Origin of the sequence: Streptomyces sp. NBC_01485, from assembly GCF_036227125.1 — a bacterium.
In the GTDB taxonomy this organism is placed as follows: domain Bacteria; phylum Actinomycetota; class Actinomycetes; order Streptomycetales; family Streptomycetaceae; genus Streptomyces.
This window is the reverse complement of record NZ_CP109435.1, coordinates 4,752,151-4,775,764: the sequence shown is the minus strand read 5'-3', so window position 1 is coordinate 4,775,764 and position 23,614 is coordinate 4,752,151. Positions and strand designations below refer to the sequence as shown.

At 68.1% G+C, this 23,614-nt stretch carries 17 protein-coding genes; 6 read left to right on the top strand and 11 right to left on the bottom strand.

The genetic code is table 11. The annotated features are described in order from the left end of the window. Nucleotides 1-320 precede the first annotated feature (320 nt). From OG352_RS21765 to OG352_RS21755, 3 genes are all read left to right on the top strand, one after another. Nucleotides 321-1,394 carry an AAA family ATPase gene (locus tag OG352_RS21765; RefSeq protein WP_329223913.1) on the top strand — a complete coding sequence of 358 codons (1,074 nt, stop codon included), beginning with the start codon at nt 321-323 and terminating at the stop codon, nt 1,392-1,394. After that, entirely contained in the window at nt 1,391-2,491 is a 1,101-nt protein-coding gene (locus OG352_RS21760) for a ParB/RepB/Spo0J family partition protein (RefSeq protein ID WP_329219070.1), read from the top strand. The genes OG352_RS21765 and OG352_RS21760 overlap by 4 nt, the downstream gene beginning before the upstream one ends. Nucleotides 2,492-2,819: 328 nt before the next feature. Beyond that, the gene (locus OG352_RS21755; protein ID WP_329219068.1) at nt 2,820-3,437 is read left to right on the top strand and encodes a GNAT family N-acetyltransferase; all 618 of its coding nucleotides are present in this window, start codon (nt 2,820-2,822) and stop codon (nt 3,435-3,437) included. 95 nt (nt 3,438-3,532) lie between these two features. Here the strand turns inward: OG352_RS21755 and trxA are convergent, their stop codons facing one another. The 7 genes from trxA to OG352_RS21720 all read right to left on the bottom strand — a co-directional run bounded on the left by trxA (nt 3,533) and on the right by OG352_RS21720 (nt 13,231). Beyond that, on the bottom strand, nt 3,533-3,865 hold the full coding sequence (gene trxA, locus OG352_RS21750) for a thioredoxin (protein WP_329219066.1): 333 nt from the start codon (nt 3,863-3,865) through the stop codon (nt 3,533-3,535). Between the two features lie 42 nt (nt 3,866-3,907). Then, nucleotides 3,908-4,876: a thioredoxin-disulfide reductase gene (gene trxB / locus OG352_RS21745; protein ID WP_329219065.1), complete on the bottom strand. Its 969-nt coding sequence runs from the start codon at nt 4,874-4,876 to the stop codon at nt 3,908-3,910. 180 nt (nt 4,877-5,056) lie between these two features. Further along, a complete protein-coding gene (locus tag OG352_RS21740; RefSeq protein ID WP_329219064.1) occupies nt 5,057-5,965 on the bottom strand; it encodes an anti-sigma factor family protein in 909 nt (302 codons plus the stop codon). Then, nucleotides 5,962-6,687, bottom strand: a complete 726-nt coding sequence (gene sigM, locus OG352_RS21735) for an RNA polymerase sigma factor SigM (protein WP_329219062.1) — start codon at nt 6,685-6,687, stop codon at nt 5,962-5,964. The genes OG352_RS21740 and sigM overlap by 4 nt, the downstream gene beginning before the upstream one ends. 21 nt (nt 6,688-6,708) lie before the next feature. Beyond that, the gene (locus tag OG352_RS21730) at nt 6,709-8,400 is read right to left on the bottom strand and encodes a protein kinase family protein (RefSeq protein WP_329219060.1); all 1,692 of its coding nucleotides are present in this window, start codon (nt 8,398-8,400) and stop codon (nt 6,709-6,711) included. A gap of 137 nt (nt 8,401-8,537) precedes the next feature. Next, nucleotides 8,538-10,832 (bottom strand): murein biosynthesis integral membrane protein MurJ, encoded by a 2,295-nt coding sequence (gene murJ / locus OG352_RS21725; protein ID WP_329219059.1) that lies wholly within the window; start codon nt 10,830-10,832, stop codon nt 8,538-8,540. A 44-nt stretch (nt 10,833-10,876) separates the two neighbouring features. Beyond that, complete coding sequence (locus OG352_RS21720; protein ID WP_329219057.1) at nt 10,877-13,231, bottom strand: DUF6049 family protein; 2,355 nt, start codon at nt 13,229-13,231, stop codon at nt 10,877-10,879. A 258-nt stretch (nt 13,232-13,489) separates the two neighbouring features. On the opposite strand from OG352_RS21720, the gene OG352_RS21715 reads away from it, so the two are divergent. Further along, nucleotides 13,490-14,956 (top strand): CCA tRNA nucleotidyltransferase, encoded by a 1,467-nt coding sequence (locus tag OG352_RS21715; protein ID WP_329219056.1) that lies wholly within the window; start codon nt 13,490-13,492, stop codon nt 14,954-14,956. 110 nt (nt 14,957-15,066) lie between these two features. On the opposite strand, the gene OG352_RS21710 is transcribed toward OG352_RS21715, so the two are convergent. The 4 genes from OG352_RS21710 to OG352_RS21695 all read right to left on the bottom strand — a co-directional run bounded on the left by OG352_RS21710 (nt 15,067) and on the right by OG352_RS21695 (nt 18,884). After that, nucleotides 15,067-15,588, bottom strand: a complete 522-nt coding sequence (locus OG352_RS21710; RefSeq protein ID WP_329219054.1) for an LppU/SCO3897 family protein — start codon at nt 15,586-15,588, stop codon at nt 15,067-15,069. A 126-nt stretch (nt 15,589-15,714) separates the two neighbouring features. Beyond that, nucleotides 15,715-16,977 carry an MFS transporter gene (locus OG352_RS21705; RefSeq protein WP_329219053.1) on the bottom strand — a complete coding sequence of 421 codons (1,263 nt, stop codon included), beginning with the start codon at nt 16,975-16,977 and terminating at the stop codon, nt 15,715-15,717. A 96-nt stretch (nt 16,978-17,073) separates the two neighbouring features. Next, nucleotides 17,074-18,156, bottom strand: a complete 1,083-nt coding sequence (locus tag OG352_RS21700) for an inositol-3-phosphate synthase (RefSeq protein WP_329219052.1) — start codon at nt 18,154-18,156, stop codon at nt 17,074-17,076. A 44-nt stretch (nt 18,157-18,200) separates the two neighbouring features. Then, nucleotides 18,201-18,884, bottom strand: coding sequence for a PadR family transcriptional regulator (locus tag OG352_RS21695; RefSeq protein WP_329219050.1), 684 nt, complete (start codon nt 18,882-18,884; stop codon nt 18,201-18,203). Nucleotides 18,885-19,237: 353 nt separating this feature from the next. On the opposite strand from OG352_RS21695, the gene OG352_RS21690 reads away from it, so the two are divergent. Together OG352_RS21690 and OG352_RS21685 are read left to right on the top strand one after the other, a co-directional pair. Next, on the top strand, nt 19,238-21,916 hold the full coding sequence (locus OG352_RS21690) for a transglycosylase domain-containing protein (protein ID WP_329219049.1): 2,679 nt from the start codon (nt 19,238-19,240) through the stop codon (nt 21,914-21,916). A gap of 131 nt (nt 21,917-22,047) precedes the next feature. Beyond that, a complete protein-coding gene (locus tag OG352_RS21685) occupies nt 22,048-23,547 on the top strand; it encodes a glycosyltransferase family 87 protein (protein ID WP_329219048.1) in 1,500 nt (499 codons plus the stop codon). The last annotated feature ends 67 nt before the right edge of the window (nt 23,548-23,614 follow it).

Sequence of the window (23,614 nt, the reverse complement as noted above, 5' to 3'; positions counted from 1 at the left end):
AGAGCTCTCAATTCGGCCATTTATATGGTGACGTAAGGCACTCGGTCACCGTCGGGATCGGCTCGGCAGTCACCTCAGTCCACATAGGAAGCCAAACGTACGCATACCGGGGTGTCGCGCAGACGCCAACCTGACCGCCGGGCATCGTGTTTCACGTGAAACGTCGCTCTCTGCTCCACGGCATCATCAGCCGCGGCCGCGCCGCGGCCGAACCCCGCGACCGCAAGCCTCTCGGTTCACTCGATGAGGGGTCGAAGTTGTCCACAGAGGTGGATTTCTCCACAGAACAACAGGCCTCACTGGTTCACGACCCCGAAGACATGGGAGGCTCTGCTCACTGCGAGCCTGAAGTCGAGGAGAGTGAATCCGTGCGGTCCGACGCCAACATCGCGGGACCGATGACCGATCCGGTCCCCGGTCCCCGTACCGAGTCGTTCGGGGAGGATGTTTCACGTGAAACACCGCCCCCCATGGACGACACTCCGATCGGTCGTGCTGCCCAACTTGCGGTAGAGGCTCTGGGCCGCGCCGGCGAGGGCCTGCCACGCCCTGAGCAGACCCGTGTGATCGTGGTCGCGAACCAGAAGGGCGGGGTAGGCAAGACGACGACGACCGTCAACCTTGCCGCCTCCCTGGCCCTGCACGGCAGCCGTGTCCTCGTGGTCGACCTGGACCCACAGGGCAACGCGTCCACCGCCCTGGGGATCGACCACCACGCCGAGGTTCCGTCCATCTACGACGTGTTGATCGAGAGTCGGCCCCTCGCCGAAGTGGTTCAGCCGGTCCCCGATGTAGAGGGACTCTTCTGTGCTCCCGCCACGATCGATCTCGCCGGTGCGGAGATCGAGTTGGTGTCCCTGGTGGCACGTGAGAGCCGCCTACTGCGAGCGATCCAGGCATACGAACAGCCGCTGGACTACATCCTCATCGACTGCCCGCCCTCGCTCGGCCTGCTGACGGTCAACGCGATGGTGGCCGGCGCCGAGGTCCTCATCCCGATCCAGTGCGAGTACTACGCGCTGGAGGGACTGGGGCAGTTGTTGCGCAACGTCGACCTGGTGCGGGGGCACCTCAACCCCGCTCTGCATGTGTCGACCATCCTGCTCACCATGTACGACGGCCGGACGCGCCTCGCGTCGCAGGTCGCCGACGAGGTGCGCACCCACTTCGGTAACGAGGTGCTGCGGACGAGCATTCCACGCTCGGTCCGCATCTCCGAGGCACCGAGCTACGGACAGACGGTGCTGACCTACGATCCAGGATCGAGCGGTGCCCTCTCCTACCTTGAGGCAGCACGAGAACTCGCGCTGAAGGGTGTCGACGTCAGCTATGACGCGACGCGCGCCCATATTGGCGCCCAGAACAACCGGAACATGGTGGAGGGGATCCAGTGAGTGAGCGACGGAGGGGACTAGGCCGAGGTCTTGGCGCACTGATCCCCGCTGCCCCGACGGAGAAGATGCCGGCGCAGGCCGCGTTGGGAGGCGGGGGATCCACGTCCCCCGCAGCCGTCCCGGTCCTGACGACGGACCGCGGGGTGGCCGCGGCGAAGGTGGCCACGCTGCCGCCTGTTTCACGTGAAACTGAGGAGCTGTCGGCGAACGGCGGCTTGGAGATGCCCGCGCCGCCCATCGGGGCGTTCTTCGCCGAGATCCCCCTGGACCACATCACGCCGAACCCGCGCCAGCCGCGTGAGGTCTTCGACGAGGACGCGCTGCACGAGCTCATCACCTCCATCAAGGAGGTCGGCCTTCTCCAGCCGGTCGTCGTGCGCCAGACCGGTCCCTCGCGCTACGAGCTCATCATGGGTGAGCGGCGTTGGCGGGCCTGCCGTGAGGCCGGCCTGGAGGCGATCCCTGCGATCGTGCGGGCCACGGACGACGAGAAGCTGCTCCTGGACGCCCTCCTGGAGAACCTCCACCGGGCCCAGCTGAACCCGCTGGAAGAGGCAGCCGCCTACGACCAGTTGCTGAGGGACTTCAACTGCACGCACGACCAGCTGGCGGACCGCATCGGTCGATCCCGCCCGCAGGTCTCCAACACACTGCGGCTGCTGAAGCTCTCGCCGGCGGTCCAGCGCCGGGTCGCGGCGGGAGTGCTCTCCGCCGGTCACGCCCGGGCGCTGCTCTCCGTCGACGACTCGGAGGAGCAGGACCGGCTGGCTCACCGCATCGTGGCCGAGGGACTCTCGGTGCGGGCTGTCGAGGAGATCGTGACCCTCATGGGCTCGCGTCCGCAGACGGCTCAGCGTGCCAAGGGGCCGCGTGCCGGCGGTCGGGTCTCCCCGGCGCTGACCGACCTCGCGACCCGGCTCTCGGACCGCTTCGAGACACGGGTGAAGGTCGACCTGGGGCAGAAGAAGGGCAAGATCACCGTCGAGTTCGCGTCCATGGAGGACCTCGAGCGCATCCTCGGCTCGCTCGCTCCCGGCGAGGGCCCGGTCCTGCAGAAGGGCCTCGTCGAGGGCGACACCGAGGAAACAGACGACTGAGCCACGGTCCCGCCGGGCCGTGTCGGCCGTGGGACCCCTGTGAGCGAGCCGTGTCCGGTGTGTAACGGAACACGGCTCGCTCTTTGCTTTCAGGCGGTATCGATGGAATCGCATCGTGGATACGATGCGATGAGGCTTTGGCGCATCCACCTGGCAGTACCTCGGAGCGGGAGGCGGGGGCCATGCGAACGATGAGCCGGACCGGACTGGTGAGTGCCGGACTGGGGCTAGGCGCGGTCGGCGGCTTCGTCGGCAGTCTGCTCAGGGAACGGAGCGCTCTGACAGCCGCCCGCGACGCTGCGGGCGAAGGAAGCGAGGAACAGCCTTCATGGGGCGCCGGCTCGTACCGCTCACGCTGGACAACCTTCAGGACCTTCCCAAGCGCTGTAGCTCGTGTGTCTTCTGGGAGCTGGACCCCGTCCGCGGTGCGGCCGCGGTAAAGGCGGGCACGTCCGCCCTGGAGAAGGAGTCCTGGATCTCGGCCGTCCTGCTGGACTGGGGGTCATGCGGCCGGGTCGTCTACGTGGACGACGTCCCCGTGGGCTTCGTCCTCTACGCGCCTCCCGCCTACGTCCCCCGCTCGACGGCCTTTCCCACGAGTCCCGTGTCGCCGGACGGGGTGCAGTTGATGACCGCGTTCATCATGCCGGGGTACCAGGGGCAGGGACTTGGCCGCGTGATGGTCCAGACGGTGGCCAAGGATCTGCTGCGCCGGGGCTTCAAAGCGATCGAGGCGTTCGGTGACGCCCGGTGGAAGGAACCGGCCTGCGTGCTCCCGGCGGATCACTTGCTGGCGGTGGGCTTCAAGACGGTGCGTCCCCATCCCGTCCATCCGCGGCTGAGGCTGGAGTTGCGGACCACGCTCTCTTGGAAGGAAGACGTGGAGATGGCGCTCGACCGATTGCTGGGCGCGGTCCAGAAGGAGCCTGCGCTGCGACCGTTGTAACAGGTTCAGCAACACGATGGGGCCGACCCGCACGGGTCGGCCCCATCGTGTTTCACGTGAAACATCATCAGCCGTCGGCGGGACGGCTCAGTGCGTCACTCGGAGATGAAGCTCTCCAGGTCGCGGACGAGCGCGGCCTTCGCCTTGGCACCGACGATGGTCTTCGCGACCTCGCCGCCCTGGTACACGTTCAGGGTCGGGATCGACATGACGCCGTACTTGGCAGCCGTGCTCGGGTTCTCGTCGATGTTGAGCTTGACGATCTCGATCTTGTCGCCGTGCTCGGCGGCGATGGCCTCGAGCGAGGGGGCGATCTGGCGGCACGGGCCGCACCACTCGGCCCAGAAGTCCACCAGGACGGGCTTGTCGCTCTTGAGGACGACCTCATCGAAGTCGTCGTCGGTCACATTCTTCAGAGTGCCGGCCACAGGGGCTCCTTAATTCAATTCCTTGTGCGGGGCGGGAGAGGGTCAGACGGAGGTCTTCTCGGGCTCGGCCTGCTCCTCGTCCGCCAGGGCGGCGAGGTAGCGCTCGGCGTCGAGAGCGGAAGAGCAGCCGGTACCGGCGGCGGTGATCGCCTGGCGGTAGGTGTGGTCGACCACATCACCGGCGGCGAAGACACCTGTCACGTTCGTCCGGGTGGAGGGGGCGGCGACCTTGAGGTAGCCCTCCTCGTCGAGGTCGAGCTGGCCCTTGAAGAGCTCGGTGCGCGGGTCGTGGCCGATCGCGATGAACAGGCCGGTCACCGGGAGGTCAGAGAGCTCGCCGGTCTTGAGGTTGCGCAGCTTCAGCCCGGCCAGCTTCTGGTCGCCCTGGACCTCGGCGATCTCGCTGTCCCAGACGAACTTGATCTTCGGGTCGGCGAAGGCACGCTCCTGCATCGCCTTGGAGGCGCGCAGGGTGTCCCGGCGGTGGACGATCGTCACGGACTTGGCGAACCGCGAGAGGAAGGTGGCCTCCTCCATCGCGGTGTCGCCGCCGCCGATCACGGCGATGTCCTGGTCCTTGAAGAAGAAGCCGTCACACGTGGCGCACCAGGAGACGCCGCGGCCGGAGAGGGCGTCCTCGTTCGGCAGACCGAGCTTGCGGTGCTGGGAGCCGGTGGTCACGATGACGGCCTTCGCGCGGTGAACCGTACCGGTGGTGTCCGTGACGGTCTTGATCTCACCGCTGAGGTCGACGGAGACGATGTCGTCCGGGATGAGCTCGGCACCGAAGCGCTCGGCCTGGCCGCGCATGTTGTCCATGAGCTCGGGGCCCATGATGCCGTCCTGGAAGCCGGGGAAGTTCTCCACCTCGGTGGTGTTCATCAGTGCACCGCCCGCGGTGACGGCTCCTTCGAACACGAGCGGCTTCAGCGACGCGCGCGCCGTGTACAGCGCCGCGGTGTAGCCGGCGGGCCCGGAGCCGATGATGATCACGTTACGGACGTCGCTCACGGCTATGTTCCTCGTCTCTGGACTGCGTCGGTCAGCCGGGTGGGAGCTGCTTGAACTCTCACCCCACCCAACGGATCCTAAGGGGCGTACATTCCCGCTGTGTCCGGGCACACGGAGGGACGACACCGGAGGGGATTCCACGGGGGATACGGACGCAGGACCGAGGCGTGGCGTCGGCTGTCAGTGACGCGTGTAGGAGTTCGTCAGCAGGACCTTGGCCGGGCCCGACGACGGGTGATCCACACAGGTCTTGTCCATGATGTAGGCGTCGATCCGGGTGCTGTCGGAGGTGTCGGGCAGCACGACGAGCAGGGCGTTCTTCCCCTGATACATGCCCTCCTCGGTGGCGAGAGCCTCATCGTCGCGGCCGATGCCCTGTTGTACGCAGGGGGGAACCACGGGCTGGCGGAGGATCTGGGGCGACTTGCTGCCGGTCTCTCCCTGGATGCCCATACTCTCTGCGGAGCGGGAGCCGCCGGCCTTGGCCAGGAGGTCGGTGACCTGTGTCTCCAGCTTGGTGGCGGAGAAGGTGTCCGGTGCGGCGGACTGATGCGCCGAACTGCTCGGCCCCCCGCCGCCCGTGAGCGACGACACGAGGACGGAACCGAGCCCCAGAGCCGCGGCTGTGAAGACCGCGCCGAGGACGGCGACCTTGCGGCGTCCCATGCGCTTGCGGTCCTTGCGGCCTGGGCCGGTGGAGGTGGCGCGGGCGTGCCCTGCGGGTCGGTCCGTCGCCGTCGTTGTTTCACGTGAAACATGGAGCGCGTCGGCGTCGTAGTCGACCGCGACGGCGCTGGCGTCGGTCTCCGGAGCATCCTCGCTCTCCGGGGGCGTGGCGTTCAGCAGCGCCTCGGCGGCGAGTGCGGCATCGATGCGGTGGGCGACGTCGTCCGGCATGCGTGGCGGGCCGGGGAGGGTGCCCAGAAGGCCGCGGATCTCCTCCAGCGAGGCATGGACGTCCGCGCAGAGTTCGCAGGTGTCCAGATGCCGACGTACATCGGCGCTCCGGGAGGGAGCGAGCAGGCCCTCGGTGAGGTCGGAGATCTCCGCGACGTCCGGGTGCCCGGTCGTGTCCGTCGTCGATGTCACGCTCGCCCACCTCCGCCCTTCACAGCAGCTGAATCGCCTGTCCCGGCGTTGTCCGGCCCCTCGTCCTGAGGGTCCGCTGCCGGTGGGACGGATGTCCCCTGCGCCCGGTTCCGTCCTGCGCCGCTTTCTCTCTTGCCGGCGGTGCCGTCCGGCCGGAGATGGGTGAGCAGCGGCAGGAGTCTGGCTCTGCCTCGGGCGCAGCGGCTCTTCACCGTTCCGGTCGGCACGTCGAGCATGCGGGCAGCCTCGGCGACCGAGTAGCCCTGCATGTCCACGAGGACCAGGGCGGCCCGCTGGTCGGGCGGGAGGGTGCCGAGCGCTTCGAGGAGCTGGCGGTGCAGGTCGTTGCGCTCCGCGGGGGCCGCCGCCGACTCGTGGGGCTCGAGCAACTGGTCCAGGCGCTCGGTGTCGTCGACGGGGGAGGTCTTGCGGGAAGCCGCTTTACGGGCGCGGTCCAGACAGGCGTTCACCGTGATGCGGTGCAGCCAGGTCGTGACAGCGGACTGGCCGCGGAAGGTGTGGGCGGCCCGGTAGGCGGACACCAGGGCGTCCTGGACGGCGTCAGCGGCCTCCTCGCGGTCTCCCAGCGTGCGCAGCGCCACCGCCCAGAGCCGGTCACGATGACGCCGCACGACCTCACCGAAGGCCTCGGGGTCGCCCTCGACGTGACGGTTGAGGAGGTCCTGATCGCTCACCCCGTCATACCCGGCGCCTTCCGCCATCGGACCCCCTCCCCCTCGCCCTCAGCTGGTCACTTTGATGTCCGCCACACGGCCACGATAGGTACCCTCGTCGGTCGGCGGCAGCTGGGTCAGCCAGACCAAGAGGTAGCGGGTCTTGACGGACTTGGTCGGCTGGAGCGTCACGCTTGTACCGGACCCCTCCGCAACCTTCGTGAAGGCGGCCAAAGAGGTGGGCTCGGAGCCCGCTTCGCTGGAGGCGGTACGGAGTTCGACCGAGGTCTTTCCCACGAAGGTAACGGTCACTTTCCCGACCTGCTGAACTTTGCCGAGATCGAGGATCATGCCGAGGCCCGGCTTCAGGTTGCCGAAGTCGGCACCCTTGTAAAAGTCCGTCTGCCAGTACGTCGCGGTGCTGTTGTCGTATGCCTTGCCCACGTCAGCGGGCTTCTCGGAGCCGTCTCCGTCGGGGTCGAAGTCCCGGGCGCTGGTGATGGTGATCGGTTGGCTGGCGGGCTTAGTCGGGGCCTTGTCGCCGTCGTCCGTCGTCTGGGTCTGGTTGGAGTCGTCGGACTTGCCCTGGTCCATCAGGGCGTCCGCGAGCTGCCAGCTGCCCAGGCCGAGGGCGGCGATGAGGAGGGCGGAGACCGCCCACTTCAGGGCCTTGCCGGTGCGGCTCTGCAGCGGAGGCGGCGGGGTCGGCACAGCCTGGGTGACGCCCGGGTGCGGCGACGGGCGGCCGTAGGTGCCCTGTTGGTACGTCGTGCGCTGGTACTCCGGCGGTGCCGTGAACGCGGGCTCCGGCGGGCGGATGCGGGGCATCTCGCCGATCGCCTTCACCAGCTCCTCCGGCGTGGTGCAGGCGGCCTCGTGCCGGGAGGCGGTCGCGCCGTCGTTGGCGAGGGCGCGCATGGCCAACTCGGACAGGCCCCGGTGGATACCGGCGCGCACCTGGTCGGGGGCGATCAGCCCTACGTCCTTGGGCAGCCCGGACAGGCCGTAGGCGTCGTTCTCGTACGGCCAGCGCTGGGTGAGCGCCGCGTACAGCAGGGCGCCGATCGCCTCGGTGTCGGTGCGCTGAGGGGTATCGGTGATGATGCCGCGCAGAGCGGCGTTCACAGCGAGGCCGCGGATGCGCCACTGGCCCGAGGAAGTACGCAGTACGGCGTTGGGGTTCAGCCGCAGATGCGACAGGCCCTCGCGGTGCGCGGCGGCCATGGCCGCCGCGATCTGACTGACCATCTGGTAGGCGTCGTGCGGCTCCAGCGAGCCGGCCGCGAGTAGCGCGGTCAGCTCGGTGGCATCGGGCAGCCACTCGTGGACGACGTAGACGAGGTCGTTCTCCTCGACGGCGTCCAGTACTTGGACGAAGCGAGGATCGCCGAGCAGGGCGGAGGAACGGGCCGCGGCCAGCACCGAACGTGCCCGTGCGTGGTCCGCGGGCAGGATGTGGACGCCCACGGCACGACGGAGTTTCTCGTCGACCGCACGCCAACTGCTGAAACCGTCCAGACGGGTGACGCACTCTTCGAGGCGGTAGCGTCTGGCGAGCTTGTGACCGCTGTGCAGTTCCGGCGGTGAGGCCTTCTCCCCGGGACGTTCCGTCCCGCCACTCCCCTGTGCCTCGTCGCTGTCCGTGTCCTGCTCCCGGTTCTTGACCACCCCGTCGGCCGTGGACTGGTCCGCTTGTGCGGTCAGCGGCTCGTCACCGCTGTTGTCTGCCACGTCGACGGCAGCTGTGCTCCGTTCCGCCACCGTCGTTCCTGCCTCCCCATCCAGTGCGCGCCGTCCGACCTCGTGCGCGCCGTCCGACGCCGAACCCAATTGTGCCCACAGTCCGCCGCTATGCACGACACGCGGCAGCAGACGATGGTTGTGCGCTCGCCCCCGACTCAGCGACCCAGGCGTCCGCGGACCATGCCGACGAGCGAGTTGAGCTCCTCGATGCGCATGCGGCGGGCGGCGACGAAGAAGATACCGAGAAGAAGGGCCCCGCCGGCCAGCAGGGCGGCCGAAGAACCGAGGACGCCCTGGCCCAGGCTGTGGCCGATGCCGTAACAGGCGGCGCCACTGACCAGTGCGGCCGGTACGGAGGCGATGCACAGCCGGGCGTACGTCCGCAGGACGTGGGAGCCGTCAAGGTCGCCGCCGAGCCGCTTGCGCAGCCGGTTCCAGGCCACGCCGACGCCGATCGCGTACGCCAGTCCGTAGGCGGCCGCCATGCCGACCACGGCCCAACGGGCGGGCAGGACGAAGTAGCAGACCGCCGAGGCGCTCGCGTTGACCGCGGCCACGATGACCGTGTTGTAGAAGGGCGTCCGGGTGTCCTCGTAGGCGTAGAAGGCGCGCAGAACGACGTACTGCACGGAGTAGGGGATCAGGCCGAGGCCGAAGGCCATCAGCATGAAGCCCATGTTCGTGGCCTCGCTGGTACCGGAGGAGCCGAAGATCAGCGTGCACATCGGGATGCCGAGCGCGAGGAGGCCGAAGGCGATCGGCACGATCGCGACGGCCGTGGTGCGCAGGCCCTGGGAGATGTCGTCGCGGACCGCGCCGGCGTCGCCCTCGGCCGCCGAGCGGGAGATGCGGGGCAGTAGGGCGGCCATCAGCGAGACGGTGATGATGGCCTGCGGCAGGCCCCAGATCAGCTGGGCGTTGGCGTAGGCGGAGAAACCGGTGCCGTCGACCGGCGAGTCCTTGCCGGCCGACGTGGAGAGCTGGGTGACGACGAGCGCGCCGGCCTGGTTGGCCAGGACGAACAGGACGGTCCACTTGGCGAGCGTCGCGGCCTTGCCGAGGCCGTGGCCCTTCCAGTCGAAGCGCAGCCGCAGCCGGAACCCGGTCTCGCGCAGGTACGGGATCATCGCGAGGGCCTGCACGACGAGGCCGAGCAGGACGCCGATGCCGAGGAGCCGCTCGCCCTCCGGCGGGATGGTCGTGACCTTCATGCCGGAGTCCGCGGCGGTGCCGTAGACCCAGATGAACATGCCCAGCGTCACGATGATGACGATGTTGTTGAGGACCGGCGTCCACATCATCGCGCCGAACTTCCCGCGCGCGTTGAGGATCTGGCCCATCACCACGTGGACGCCCATGAAGAAGATCGAGGGCAGGAAGTAGCGGACGAAGGTGATGCCGACCTCGTTGGCCGCCGGGTCGCTGGCGACCGAGTCGGACAGCGCCCGGATCAGCAGAGGGGCCGCGGCGATCGCGGCGACCGTGAGCAGGCCCAGCGCCACCATCACCAGCGTCAGCAGACGGTTGGCGTAGGCCTCGCCGCCGTCCTCGTCCTCCTTCATGGCCCGCACGAGCTGCGGCACGAAGACGGAGTTGAGGCCGCCGCCGACGGTCAGGATGTAGATCATCGTCGGCAGTTGGTAGGCGACCTGGAAGGTGTCGCCGAGCAGGCCGACGCCCAGCGCCGAGACGATCAGCGCGGAGCGGACGAAGCCGGTGAGGCGGGAGACCATCGTGCCCGCCGCCATGACGGCGCTGGACTTCAGCAGGCCCGCGGCGCGTCCGCCCTTCTTCGAGGCGGGGGCGGCGGCCGGGGCGGGAGCCGCGATCGGCGTGGCGGTGAGGTTCATGGTCTGGTCCGCCGCGGGAGACGGTGCCTTCGGACCCTGGTACTGCGGTGCCTGGTACTGCGACGCCGCTCCCTGACCAGCCGGCTCCTGGGCCGGGCCCGGTACCGCCGGGGGCTCCGTCGGGCCGCGGGTGCCGCTCTGCTGCTGGTCGCGGAAGAGGTGGGCGAAGGCGTCGGGCTGGTGCTGCTCCTCACCGGAGTGCGTCACCAGGTCGTCCACGCCCACGAACTGGGTCGTGCGCGGGTCGTCGCCGTACGGCAGGTACTGGGTGGGGCCCTCCGGCTCGGGCGCCGGAGTCTGCGCCCACACGTGCGGGTCGGGGGCGTACGGGGACTGCGGGGGTGTGCCGTACAGCGGCTGCGGCGGCTCGTACGTGCCCGGGGGCGGCGGGGGGTGCGCGGCGCGGTCGTAGAGCGCCTCGGCGACCGGATCCTGCGCCGTGAGGTCCTGGGCCCGGTAGGGGTCCTGGTCGTAGGCGTCCTGGAGGTACATGTCCGCGGGGAGCTGCGGCGGCACCTGGCCGTGCTCGGGCGGCGGGCCCTCGGGGTGGCCCGAGCCGCCCGCGGCCTGGCCGCGGTCACCGTCGTACGGCGCGTTCATGCTTACCCCACCTCATCGTCCCGGGCCCACCGGCCACGACATCCTCAACGGTCCACTCTCTCACCCGTGGCGGACGGGTCGGCGCTTTCGGTCGCGGTGTCCGGTGTCTCGTCACTCGGCTGCTCCGGGTCGTCTGCCCCGGCTCGGGCGTCGGATTCTTCCTCGTCACGGTCCACGGCGGACTCGCCGTCCTCGCCGGACTCCTCGGCCTGGCGGGCCGCAGCACGCTTGCGCTGGGTGTACATACGGAAGCCTGCCAGCACGAGCAGCAGGACACCGCCGCCGATGACCAGCATCACGGTGGCCGTGATCTCCGTGACCCTCACATCGAACCTGACCGGCGCGCCGTACTTCTGGCCGTCCTCGGTGAACAACTGGGCGACCACCGTCGTCTGGCCGTTGACGTTGGCGGAGGTGGTGAACTTCACCGTCGTGGTGTGCCCGCCGGAGACCGTGATCCGCTGCTCGGCGTAGTCCTCGCCGGAGATCTCCAGACGGGTCGGGTTCGTCGAGGTGAGCCGCAGCACCAGGTGGTCGACGCCCTGCACCAGGTTGTTCTGCACGGTCACCGGGATCGTGGCGCTGCGCCCCGAGAGCTTGGTCTCCGACTTGTCGATCAGCTTGACCTGGCCGGTCAAGCTGTCGAGGTAGGCCTGCACGCCCTGGCGGAAGGTGCTCGCAGCGGTGCTCCGGCCCCGCCACGACGTGGACATCTCACGGTTTATGGCTCGCCCGAAGGGGGTCACCACCCGGGCCTCGTTGGTGAGGATCACCTTGAAGTTGTCGAGGTTGTCCTGCGTGTCCGCGATCTGCCCGAAGGCCGACCGGGACAGCTCCTGCTTGCGCAGCGAGGACGGGTAGGCCGACTTCGACGACACCTTCGTGCTGGCGCGCGGATCGGGCTTGGCCTTTGCGGTCGCCACGAGCTGCTGGGACTGCGACCAGGTGCCGCCCTGGAGCGTCGTCACGGCCTCCGCCAGCGACCGGGCCTGGCTCGCCGTCGGCATCCGCTGCGGGGCGACGACGATGCTGCGCTGCTTGTCCGTCTGCAGGTTCAGCGCCAGGCTCTGCGCGAGGAACTCCTGCACGGCGAGCGTGGACGCGGATGCCTTCGTCAGATCGCCCTGGAACGTCGTCGACAGCCGCGCGTCCGCGACGACCGCCGTGGTGCCGCCGCCGATGGGCCGGGCCGCGGACGGCGAGTAGGTGAGATCGCCGGTCTCGGTCAGGCTGTCGCTGCGCGCGATCACCTTGTCGGCGCCGGCGGAGGTGGCGACCTTGACGATCGACGGGTCTACGGCGCCGTCCACCGGCCACGCGAAGTCGGTGCTCGGCGTCACGTGGAGCACCGTCTCCACCGTGGTGGCGGCGACGTCGGTGGCCGCCTTGAGCTGGCTCAGCGAGCCGGCGACGCCGGTGCCGTTGTGGGCGAGGGCGGCCAGGTCGGGATCGGCGAAGGGCAGCGCGACGACCTCCTTGCCGATCACCGCGTCCTGCAGATCGTCGAGCCACTGCTTGGCGATCGCCTGGTGGGTGCCGGCCGTGGTGGTGTCGCCGTCGCCCCGGACCCGGTAGCTGCCGGTCATGGCGTCGACCGATGCCAGCAGGTCCGGGTCGATCACCCAGGTGATGTCGAGTTCCTTGCCCAGGGTCAGGAGCTGGTCGAGGCGGCCGCCGGGAGCGATCTCCGCGGCCAGGTCGTCGTTGAGGAAGACCGGCGTCTGCTGCGCGTTCGAACCCGTCTCCGCGGTCATGTGCACGGTGGACACCAGCGGCCACAGCACGGTTGTCCGGGTCCGGGTGTCCGCCTCGTCGGGCTGCCACGGCAGGAAGGTCCGCTGGACGCCCAGCACCTGCTCCCACGGCTGAGCGGATGTCTCGCCCGAGAGGGCGACACTGATCGGGTAGACCCCGTCAGCGCCGAGGTCGAGCTTGTCGACCGGGATGGAGATGCTGAAGTGCTCGGCGACGCCCGGCGTGAGCTTGGCGAACTCGGCGACGTACTTGCCGCCCACCTCGGAGCCGTCGTTGCCGGGGAGGGCGGCCGAGCGCTTGACGGCCGTGTCGATCGCCGAGCGGGTGGTGAGCGCGGCGCCCACCCGCAGACCCACGTGGGCGTCGGTGACCGCCCGCTTGCCGTTGTTGATGACCGTGCCGGAGAGGGTCAGGGTGTCCCCGTCGGTCGGGGCGCCGGGGCTCAGCGAGTCGACGGCGACGGCGACCGTGCCCGTGTCGGAGGCCGCCTTGGCGGAGGTCTGGCCGACGGCCTGCGCGGAGGCGCCGGGCAGCTGGACGAGACCGGCCAGCAGAGGCGCCCCGGCGAGCAGTGCGCCGGTGCGCCGCAGCCACCGGCGGGCAGGTGAGGGACTCATCCCCGGAAAGTCTGCCGCCTCGGCCACGCGTTCGCCCGTCCCTCGTCGTCGTCAGTGGTCGTCGGAATGTGCGTCCACGCATGGTAACGATGCGCGCCGAGGGGAAGTGCCGCGGTCTGCTCCACAAGATCGTGAGAGACGGCCGGGACATCCGCTATGTGCGCGTATAGAGAGGAGTACCTGTGTAGGCGGCAAGGAGCAGGCTTGCCTGCCTATCAGGGGAGATGTCCTCCCGCCCGGAATCGGGGCGACCGCGGCTGGCCGGGCCACGTACCCTCTTCTGTTGTGCCGAACGCCAACAAAGACAATCTCAATGTCCTGAGCCAGGTGCAGCACCGTGCGGTGAGTGAACTGCTACGGGTCGCCCCTGTCGCCGACGACCTGGCCCGCCGTTTCCAAGAGGCCGGGTTCTCTCTCGCCCTGGTCGGCGGCTCGGTCCGGGACGCGCTGCTCGGCCGGCTCGGCAACGACCTGGACTTCACCACGGACGCCCGACCCGAGGACGTCCTGAAGATCGTGCGGCCATGGGCGGACTCCGTCTGGGAGGTCGGGATCGCCTTCGGCACCGTCGGAGCCCAGAAGGACGCCCGCGTCGGTGACGTGGACCGAAGCTTTCAGATCGAGGTGACGACGTACCGTTCCGAGGCGTACGACCGCACCTCGCGCAAGCCCGAGGTGTCGTACGGCGACTCCATCGAGCAGGACCTCGTCCGGCGGGACTTCACCGTGAACGCCATGGCCGTGGCGCTTCCCGAGAAGGAGTTCATCGACCCGCACGGCGGCCTCGAAGACCTCGCGGCACAGGTGCTGCGCACTCCGGGTACGCCCGAGGAGTCCTTCTCGGACGACCCGCTGCGCATGATGCGCGCCGCCCGCTTCGCCGCCCAGCTCGACTTCGAGGTCGCCCCCGAGGTCGTCATGGCGATGAACGACATGGCCGGCCGCATCGAGATCGTCTCGGCCGAGAGGGTCCGGGACGAGTTGAACAAGCTGATCCTGTCCGCGCACCCGCGCAAGGGGCTGTCGCTGCTGGTCGACACCGGCATCGCCGACCATGTGCTGCCCGAGCTGCCCGCTCTGCGGCTGGAGAGCGACGAGCACCACCGGCACAAGGACGTCTACGAGCACACGCTGATCGTCCTGGAACAGGCCATGGCCCTGGAGGAGAACGGTCCCGACCTCGTCCTGCGGCTCGCCGCGCTGCTGCACGACATCGGCAAGCCGCGGACCCGTCGCTTCGAGAACGACGGCCGCGTCTCGTTCCACCACCACGAGGTGGTCGGAGCGAAGATGACGAAGAAGCGGATGACGGCTCTGAAGTACTCCAACGAGCTGGTGAAGGACGTCTCTCGCCTCGTCGAACTCCACCTGCGCTTCCACGGTTACGGCATGGGCGAGTGGACGGACTCCGCGGTGCGTCGCTATGTGCGTGACGCGGGACCGCTCCTCGAACGTCTCCACAAGCTGACCCGCTCGGACTGCACGACGCGAAACAAGCGCAAGGCGGTCGCGCTCTCGCGAGCGTACGACGGGCTGGAGGATCGCATCACCCAGCTGAAGAAGCAGGAGACGCTGGACGCGATCCGTCCCGACCTCGACGGCAACCAGATCATGGAGATCTTGGGCATCGGCCCCGGACCCGCCATCGGCCAGGCGTACAAGCACCTGCTGGAACTGCGCCTGGAGAACGGTCCGATGGAATACGACGCGGCGGTGGACGCGCTCAAGGAGTGGTGGACCCAGCAGGACTGAGGCCGTGGAAGGGGTCATGTTTCACGTGAAACATGACCCCTTCCACGTGGCATGCGGACATGCGATGGGGCGGTGTTTCACGTGAAACACCGCCCCTGTCTGCAACTGCCCTACTTCTTGTAGTCCTTCAGGCAGAGCAGGAAGTTACTGTTGTCACCGGTCTCGGTGTACGAGTACTGGAAGTCCTTGGCCTTCTCCGCGCACTTACTGTCGGCCGTGACCTGGGTGTACGTGCCCTCGACCTTCGCCAGCACGATGTACTGCGCCTGCGTGGAGTCGCACTTGACGACCTCGAGGTCGGGGTTGTCGTCACTGTTGCTGCCCCGGTGCATGCAGTTGCCGACCGCCGCCGTCTTGGCGTCGTCCCGGCTGGCTATGTAGCCGCCGATGACCACACCGATCACAGCGATGACGATGACGACGTTCTTGACCAGCTTGAAGCTGACCTTGCGGCGGGGCTGCTCCGGCGGGACCGCGCCGTAGGGGGCGGCTGGGTAGCCGGGCTGGCCGGGCTGCTGGGGGTAGCCGCCCTGCGGCGGGTACGGGGCCTGGCCCTCGGGCTGGCCGTAGGGCTGCTGGCCCTGCTGCGCAAACGGGTTCTGGCCCTGGCCCTGGGGCGGCGGAGTCGACACTTGGGGTCCCCCTAGAAAACTTAGACGTGTGGCGCGAAATCACTCGCGAGGTAAGACGCACGTAAGTTACCGGGATCCACTGACAACCCTGTAGCCGAGGGGGAGTCTGTGTCTTTGATGTGACACTTACTGGCGTTCAAAGCGGGCCATAGTGCCAGCAATTGTTCCGTAGATAACAGCGACCGTGACCACCAGCGCCGCTGAACGGCCGTCAGGCGGCAGCATCAGGGCGGCAACTGCGGCGGCGCCGACGAAGGCGACGTTGAACAGGACGTCGTAGAGAGAGAAGATCCGGCCGCGGAAGCCGTCCTCCACGGAGGACTGGACGATGGTGTCGGTGGCGATCTTCGCTCCCTGGGTGACCAGTCCCAGCACGAACGCCGCAATGAACGTGGTGACTTGGGTGAACGGGAGCATCAGGGCGAGTTCCAGAAGTGCGGCGGCCGCGGAGCAGACCACGATCCAGCGGACCGGGCCCAGACGTCCAGCGGCCAGCGGGGTCACCACCGCGGCGACGAAGAAACCGATGCCGGAAACGCCTACCGCCAGCCCCAGGAGGGCCAGTCCCTGGTCCGGGTCGGACGACCAGGCGTACCGACACAGCATCAGCACCATGACGGTCAGGGCGCCGTAGCAGAACCGCATCAGCGAGATCGCGCCGAGCGCCCAGGCGGCCTCCCTGCGTTTCGGCTCGGCCAGGTGACGTATGCCGGCCGAAAGGCCGCGGGCGGTGCCCCGGAGTGTGGTCGCCAGCCGGGGCTGGATCAGCTCACGGTCGGGCCCGAGCAGATCCGCAGCCATGGTCAGGGACACGAGCGCAGAGCACAGGTACAGCACGCATCCCAGCAGCACCACCGCAGCGTCGGAGTCCGCGATCACCAGCCGGACGACGAAGGCGAGGCCGCCGCCGGCGACCGCGGCGAGCGTTCCGGCCGTCGGGGAGAGGGAGTTGGCCATCACCAGGCGCTCGCCGTCGACCACGCGCGGCAGAGCCGCCGACAGACCGGCGAGGACGAAGCGGTTGACCGCGGTCACGCACAGCGCGGAAGCGTAGAAGAGCCAGTCCGGGACATGACTGATCATCAGGACGGCTGTCACGGACGCCAGCAGGGCGCGCAGCAGGTTGCCGTAGAAGAAGACCTGGCGGCGGCGCCAGCGGTCCAGCAGGACGCCGGCGAACGGGCCGACCAGCGAGTAGGGCAGGAGCAGGACCGCCATGGCAGAGGCGATCGCTGTGGCCGAGGTCTGTTTCTCCGGGGAGAACACGACATAGGTGGCGAGCGCGACCTGGTAGACGCCGTCCGCGCCCTGGGAGAGCAGCCGCACGGCGAGCAGACGCCGGAAGTTCCCCAAGCGCAACAGGACGCGCAGATCACGGACGACGGCCATGGGGCACAGCCTCACACACGGGGAGGGCCCCCGGGTCATGTGACCCGGGGACCCTTCTCAGCCCTGGCAGGAGCGAATTTTCCGTACTCGGTCGAGCTAGCGGTCGACCTCGCCGCGGATGAACTTCTCGACGTTGTCGTAGGCCTCGTCGTCGAAGTACTGGACCGGCGGGGACTTCATGAAGTAGCTCGACGCCGACAGGATCGGGCCGCCGATGCCGCGGTCCTTGGCGATCTTCGCGGCGCGCAGGGCGTCGATGATGACGCCGGCCGAGTTCGGCGAGTCCCAGACCTCGAGCTTGTACTCCAGGCTCAGCGGGACGTCACCGAAGGCACGGCCCTCGAGGCGGACGTACGCCCACTTGCGGTCGTCCAGCCACGGCACGTAGTCCGACGGGCCGATGTGGACGTTCTTCTCGCCCAGGTCGCGGTCGGGGATCTGCGAGGTGACGGCCTGCGTCTTCGAGATCTTCTTGGACTCCAGGCGGTCGCGCTCCAGCATGTTCTTGAAGTCCATGTTGCCGCCGACGTTGAGCTGCATGGTGCGCTCGAGACGGACACCGCGGTCCTCGAACAGCTTCGCCATCACACGGTGCGTGATGGTGGCTCCGACCTGCGACTTGATGTCGTCGCCGACGATCGGGACGCCCGCCTCGGTGAACTTGTCCGCCCACTCCTTGGTGCCGGCGATGAAGACCGGAAGGGCGTTGACGAACGCGACCTTGGCGTCGATGGCGGCCTGTGCGTAGAACTTCGCCGCGGAGTCGGAACCGACGGGCAGGTAGCAGACGAGGACGTCGACCTGCTTGTCCTTGAGGATCTGGACCACGTCGACAGGGGTCTCGGCGGACTCCTCGATGGTCTCGCGGTAGTACTTGCCGAGACCGTCGAGGGTGTGACCGCGCTGGACCGTGACGTCCTTGTGCGGGACGTCGCAGATCTTGATGGTGTTGTTCTCGCTGGCACCGATGGCGTCCGAGAGGTCGAGTCCGACCTTCTTCGCGTCGACGTCGAAAGCGGCGACGAACTCGACGTCACCGACGTGGTAGTCCCCGAACTTCACGTGCATCAGGCCCGGGACCTTGGACGCCGGGTCGGCATCCTTGTAGTACTCGACGCCTTGCACCAGTGACGCCGCGCAGTTGCCCACGCCGACGATGGCTACGCGAACCGAACCCATTCCGGTTGCTCCCTGTGTGTACGAGTGAGGCCCTGAATGGGCACTCACGTGGCGGTTTCGTCGGACGTATCCGTCCCGGGGGTGTCCCCGGGACGGGGCAGGCCGCCCGACGATCCAGATGTGGTGTTCTGCTGAGCGGACTCCCCGGAGGCGGAACCCTTCAGGTCCCGTCCGGCCCGCTCACTCTCGATGAGCTCGTTCAGCCAGCGCACTTCGCGCTCCACGGACTCCATCCCGTGGCGCTGGAGCTCGAGTGTGTAGTCGTCGAGGCGCTCTCGCGTGCGTGCCAGGGAGGCGCGCATCTTCTCCAGGCGCTCCTCCAGCCGGCTGCGCCGGCCTTCCAGTACGCGCATGCGAACATCGCGCGACGTCTGCCCGAAGAAGGCGAAACGGGCGGCGAAGTGTTCGTCCTCGTACGCGTCGGGACCCGTCTGCGAGAGCAGCTCCTCGAAGTGCTCCTTACCCTCCGCCGTCAACCGGTAGACGATCTTGGCGCGACGCCCTGCGAGTGGTGCGGCGAGGGCGTCCTCGGAGGTGTTTCCCGGCTCCTCGATCAACCAGCCGTTGGCGACCAGCGTCTTGAGGCAGGGGTAGAGCGTGCCGTAGCTGAACGCACGGAACACGCCCAGTGACGTATTGAGTCGTTTGCGCAGCTCATAGCCGTGCATCGGGGACTCGCGAAGAAGGCCCAGGACGGCGAACTCGAGGATTCCGGCGCGCCGGCTCATCGTCGCCTCCTTCCGTCCTTATGTCGCTCCGATGTATCGACTCGATACATCACGACGATAGAACGGCCTTCCGGATGCGACAAGAGGGGGGATGGTGAACGGGATCACATCACTGATTCATTGCAGGCGAGTTGCCTGATTTGGGGTGAATCTCGGGCCTAGGCAGGTTTTGACGGTGCGTAGTCTGTGCGCCATGCACACCACCGGGATCCATGAGACGCCGGGGGGCGTCGAGGTCCTCGGTGCAGTACGGGTGAATGCGCAACCGGCCGCATCCGTACTTTGGGGGGACAGGAAACCAGCCGCCCTTTCCAGGCGCGCACGGATGCGCCTGCCCGAGGAGTAATCGTTCGATGAGCGAGCACCGTCGCAAACCGCCGCAGTCGCAGGAAGGCGGACGTGCCGCGGCCCGACGCGGTCAGTCCGGTCCGTCCTCCGGCCGCCGCGCGGCACCGCGAGGCGCCACCGGATCTCCTTCCGACTACGGGTTGGGTCACGGGTCCGCAGGCGAGGATCAGTCTCACGGCAGCCGTACCGAGACCCGACGCGCGTCCCAGAGAAACTCGGGCGGGCGGCGCGGAGCGGCCGAAGCCGTAGGGGGCCGCCGCGGCGACCCGACCGGCCCCGGACGGGGCAGAGGGCGTTCGTCGCCCGACCGGCAACGCCTGATCGACTACCCGCGCGCCGACAAGTACGGCTGGCAGCGCTGGATGCCGTCCTGGAAGCTCGTGGCGGGCCTGTTCGTCGGCTTCGTCGGCAGTCTGGTGGCCGTGGCGGGCATCGGGTACGCCATGGTGGGCATCCCGGACGTCGCCAAGACGGCGACGGCGCAGAACAACGTCTACTACTGGAAGGACGGCAGCCAGATGGTTGCCACCGGTGGTGAGACGAACCGTCAGAAGATCGACCTCTCGCAGATCCCGGAGGAGATGCGCTGGGCGGTGATCTCGCAGGAGAACAAGACCTTCTACGACGACAGCGGCATCGACCCCAAGGGCATCGCCCGCGCCGTGTTCAACATGGCCCGGGGCGGACAGACGCAGGGTGGTTCGACGATCACCCAGCAGTACGTCAAGAACGCCATGCTGAACGACCAGTCGCAGACGATCTCCCGGAAGTTCAAGGAGATCTTCGTGTCGATAAAGGTGGGCGCCGAGGTCGACAAGAACGAGATCATGGCCGGCTACCTGAACTCCGCGTACTACGGGCGCAACGCCTACGGAATCCAGGCCGCCGCCCGCGCCTACTTCAACAAGGACGCGATCAAGCTCGACCCGGGTGAGTGCGCCTTCCTGGCCGCCACGCTGAAGGGCGCCACGTACTACGACCCCGCCGGCACGCCCTCCGTCGACCCGGTCGGCGCGACGTCCGCGGCCAACCAGAAGCGGGCCCTGCAGCAGATGCAGGACACCCTCGACAAGATGGTCGAGTACGGGCATCTGGACGCCAACGTGCGGGCCAAGTACACCAAGCTCCCCAAGTGGCAGAACCCCCGGTCGAACACCGACCTGAAGGGGCAGATCGGTTACCTCGTCGACCTCGCCAACGGCTACCTGGTCACCCACAGCAAGGAGACCGGGATCACCCAGGACCTGCTGCAGCTGGGCGGCTACTCGATCTACACGACCTTCGACAAGAACAAGGTCAAGGAGCTCGAGGAATCGGTCACGAAGGTCCAGAAGGCCAACATCAAGCCGGAGGAACGACCGGAGACGGACACGCACGTCCAGTTCGGTGGAGCGTCCGTGGAACCGGACACCGGTGCCATCCGGGCCATCTACGGCGGTGAGGACGCCACCAAGCACTTCACCGACAACGCCGACCAGACCGGTGCCCAGGTCGGTTCGACGTTCAAGCCGTTCGTGCTGGCGGCCGCGATGACCTGGGGTGTGCGCGACCCGAATCTGGGGTCGTCGCAAGCACAGGACGAACGCACCATCGTCTCGCCCGAGAGCCTGTTCAGCGGCCAGAACAAGCTCAAGATCAAGAACTACGACGACACGGTCTGGAAGAACGAGAAGGGCGAGGAGTGGCTGCAGACCAATGACGGCGACGTCTCTCTCGGCTCTCCGCCCGAATTCAAGATCGACCTGCGGGAGGCGATGCGCGAGTCGGTGAACTCCGCCTTCGTGCAGCTCGGCATGGACGTCGGTCTGGACAAGGTGAAGGAGTCCGCCGCCAGCGCGGGCCTGAAGGATTCCAGCCTCACCAACAGCGGCTTCCCGTCGTTCTCGATCGGCATCTCCGACCCGAGCGCGATCCGGATGGCGGGCGCGTACGCGACCTTCGCCGCCAGTGGCAAGCAGCGTGATCCGTACTCCGTGGAGAAGGTCACGAGCGAGAAGGGGCAGATCTTCACGCACGAGACCACGACGAACCAGGCCTTCACCTCGAAGGTGGCCGACAACGTCACGGACGTCCTGAAGACCGTGGTCGAGGACGGCACCGGCACCAACGCCCAGCTTCCCGGCCGTCAGGTCGCGGGCAAGACCGGTACCACCGACGGCAACAAGTCGGCCTGGTTCGTGGGCTACACCCCGCAGTTGTCCACCGCGGTCAGCATGTTCCGCTACGACGACGACGAGTCGAACAAGAACCGTACGTTCTTGGAGATGTTCGGAACGGGTGGCCAGAAGAAGATCCACGGTGCCTCGTTCCCGGCGCAGATCTGGCACGACTACATGGCCGAGGCGCTGAAGGGCACCCAGCCGAAGGACTTCCCGGAGCCCGAGCCCATCGGCGAGGTCGTCAACGCGGAGCCGTCCCCGTCCCCGTCTCCTTCGGCCACCGAGACCGAGGAAGCGGAGCCGTCGCCTTCCCCGTCTCCCAGCGTGACGGAGGTCGAGCCCTCACCCACGCCGACCGAGACCTGCACGAACATCTTCAACTGCAACGAGGAGACCGGCGGGACGACCGACGGAAACGGGAACGGCGGAACAGGGGAAGTGTCCCCGTCGCCGACCGACACGGAGACGAACGGCAACACCAGAGGAAATGCCAACGGCGGCTTCTTCGGAGGCCCGGGCGGCTAGGTCTGTGATCGCCCGGCTTGGGTGTTTCACGTGAAACATGCGCATGTTTCACGTGAAACGAGGGCCGCTCCGCCGGACCAGGTGGGGCGGCCCTCGACGTTTTCCTAGGTCTGTACGGCAGGATGGCGCCCATGCCCAGTGCAGAATCGACGCCGACGCCCGTGCACGAGCCGGATCCGGTCAGGCCGACCAGCGACGACCCGGTGGCCGTGGCCGGCAGTGAGCTCATCGGCGGTCCCCTCGGCCGCCGGGCCCTGCTGGGGACGTCCTGGTGGACTCCCGTACGGATCGTCGCGCTCGTGGCGATCGGGATGTTCGCCCTAGGACTGATCCAGAAGGCGCCCTGCTACAACGGAGGCTGGTTCTTCGGCGCCACCTCCCAGTACACGCACGCCTGCTACTCGGACATCCCGCACCTGTACCAGGGGCGTGGCTTCGCCGACGGGCTCGTGCCGTACTTCGACAAGCTTCCCGGCGACATGGACTACCTCGAATACCCGGTGCTGACCGGCGTGTTCATGGAGGTGGCCGCCTGGCTCACACCGGGCAGCGGCAGCATCCAGGACCAGGAGCAGTGGTACTGGATGGTCAACGCCGGGATGCTGATGGCGTGCGCGGCCGTCATCGCCGTCTGCGTGGCCCGGACGCATGCCCGGCGCCCCTGGGACGGCCTGCTGGTCGCCCTGGCGCCCGCCTTCGCGCTGACCGCGACCATCAACTGGGACCTGCTGGCGGTCTCCCTGACGGCCGCGGCGATGCTCATGTGGTCCCGGGGCCGGTCCCTGGCCTTTGGCGTCCTGCTGGGGCTCGCCACGGCCGCCAAGCTCTATCCCGTCTTCCTGCTCGGCCCCCTGTTCGTGTTGTGCTGGCGCGCGGGGAAGTGGCGGGACTTCGGCAAGGCCTTCGGCGGTGCGGCCGTCGCCTGGCTGGTGGTGAACCTGCCGGTGATGCTCTTCGCCTTCGATGGGTGGTCGAAGTTCTACCGGTTCAGTCAGGAGCGGGGCGTCGACTTCGGCTCTTTCTGGCTGATCCTGGCCCAGAACTCCAGCGATCCCCTCACCACGGACAGTGTCAACACCCTCGCCACGCTGCTCGTCGTGCTGTGCGCCGTGGGTATCGCGGCGCTGGCACTGACCGCGCCGCGCCGTCCTCGCTTCGCCCAGCTGGCCTTCCTGATCGTGGCGGCCTTCATCCTCACCAACAAGGTCTACTCGCCGCAGTACGTCCTGTGGCTGGTGCCGCTGGCGGTGCTGGCCCGGCCGAAGTGGCGGGACTTCCTGATCTGGCAGGCATGCGAGGTCGCCTACTTCCTGGGCATCTGGATGTACCTCGCGTACACGATGAGCGGAGACGCCCACAAGGGCCTGCCGCCCGACGGCTACTACTGGGCCATCGGTGTGCACCTGCTGGGGACGCTCTACCTGTGCGGTGTGGTCGTGCGCGACATCCTGATGCCGGAGCGGGACGTGGTGCGGCAGGCCGGGGACGACGATCCCTCGGGCGGGGTGCTCGACGGGGCGGAGGACGCCTTTGTCTTCGGCGCCGCGGCCCATCCGCCGCGGCACGCCCCCTCCTTCGATGGGCCGCAGGTGGACTGGGGCAAGCAGGACGCCACCGACAGTTCGCTCTGAGCGAACAGCGGGCCGTAAGGGAAGGGCCGTACACGGAATCTCTGTGTACGGCCCTTTTCGTTGCGGC

Bases quoted from the DNA above. Each gene is read 5' to 3' on its own strand.
- OG352_RS21690 (WP_329219049.1), top strand. From the start codon at position 19,238: ATGAGCGAGCACCGTCGCAAACCGCCGCAGTCGCAGGAAGGCGGACGT.
- OG352_RS21695 (WP_329219050.1), bottom strand. From the start codon at position 18,884: ATGAGCCGGCGCGCCGGAATCCTCGAGTTCGCCGTCCTGGGCCTTCTT.
- sigM (WP_329219062.1), bottom strand. From the start codon at position 6,687: ATGGCGGAAGGCGCCGGGTATGACGGGGTGAGCGATCAGGACCTCCTC.
- murJ (WP_329219059.1), bottom strand. From the start codon at position 10,832: ATGAACGCGCCGTACGACGGTGACCGCGGCCAGGCCGCGGGCGGCTCG.
- OG352_RS21705 (WP_329219053.1), bottom strand. From the start codon at position 16,977: ATGGCCGTCGTCCGTGATCTGCGCGTCCTGTTGCGCTTGGGGAACTTC.
- OG352_RS21685 (WP_329219048.1), top strand. From the start codon at position 22,048: ATGCCCAGTGCAGAATCGACGCCGACGCCCGTGCACGAGCCGGATCCG.
- OG352_RS21755 (WP_329219068.1), top strand. From the start codon at position 2,820: ATGGGGCGCCGGCTCGTACCGCTCACGCTGGACAACCTTCAGGACCTT.
- OG352_RS21765 (WP_329223913.1), top strand. From the start codon at position 321: ATGGGAGGCTCTGCTCACTGCGAGCCTGAAGTCGAGGAGAGTGAATCC.
- OG352_RS21700 (WP_329219052.1), bottom strand. From the start codon at position 18,156: ATGGGTTCGGTTCGCGTAGCCATCGTCGGCGTGGGCAACTGCGCGGCG.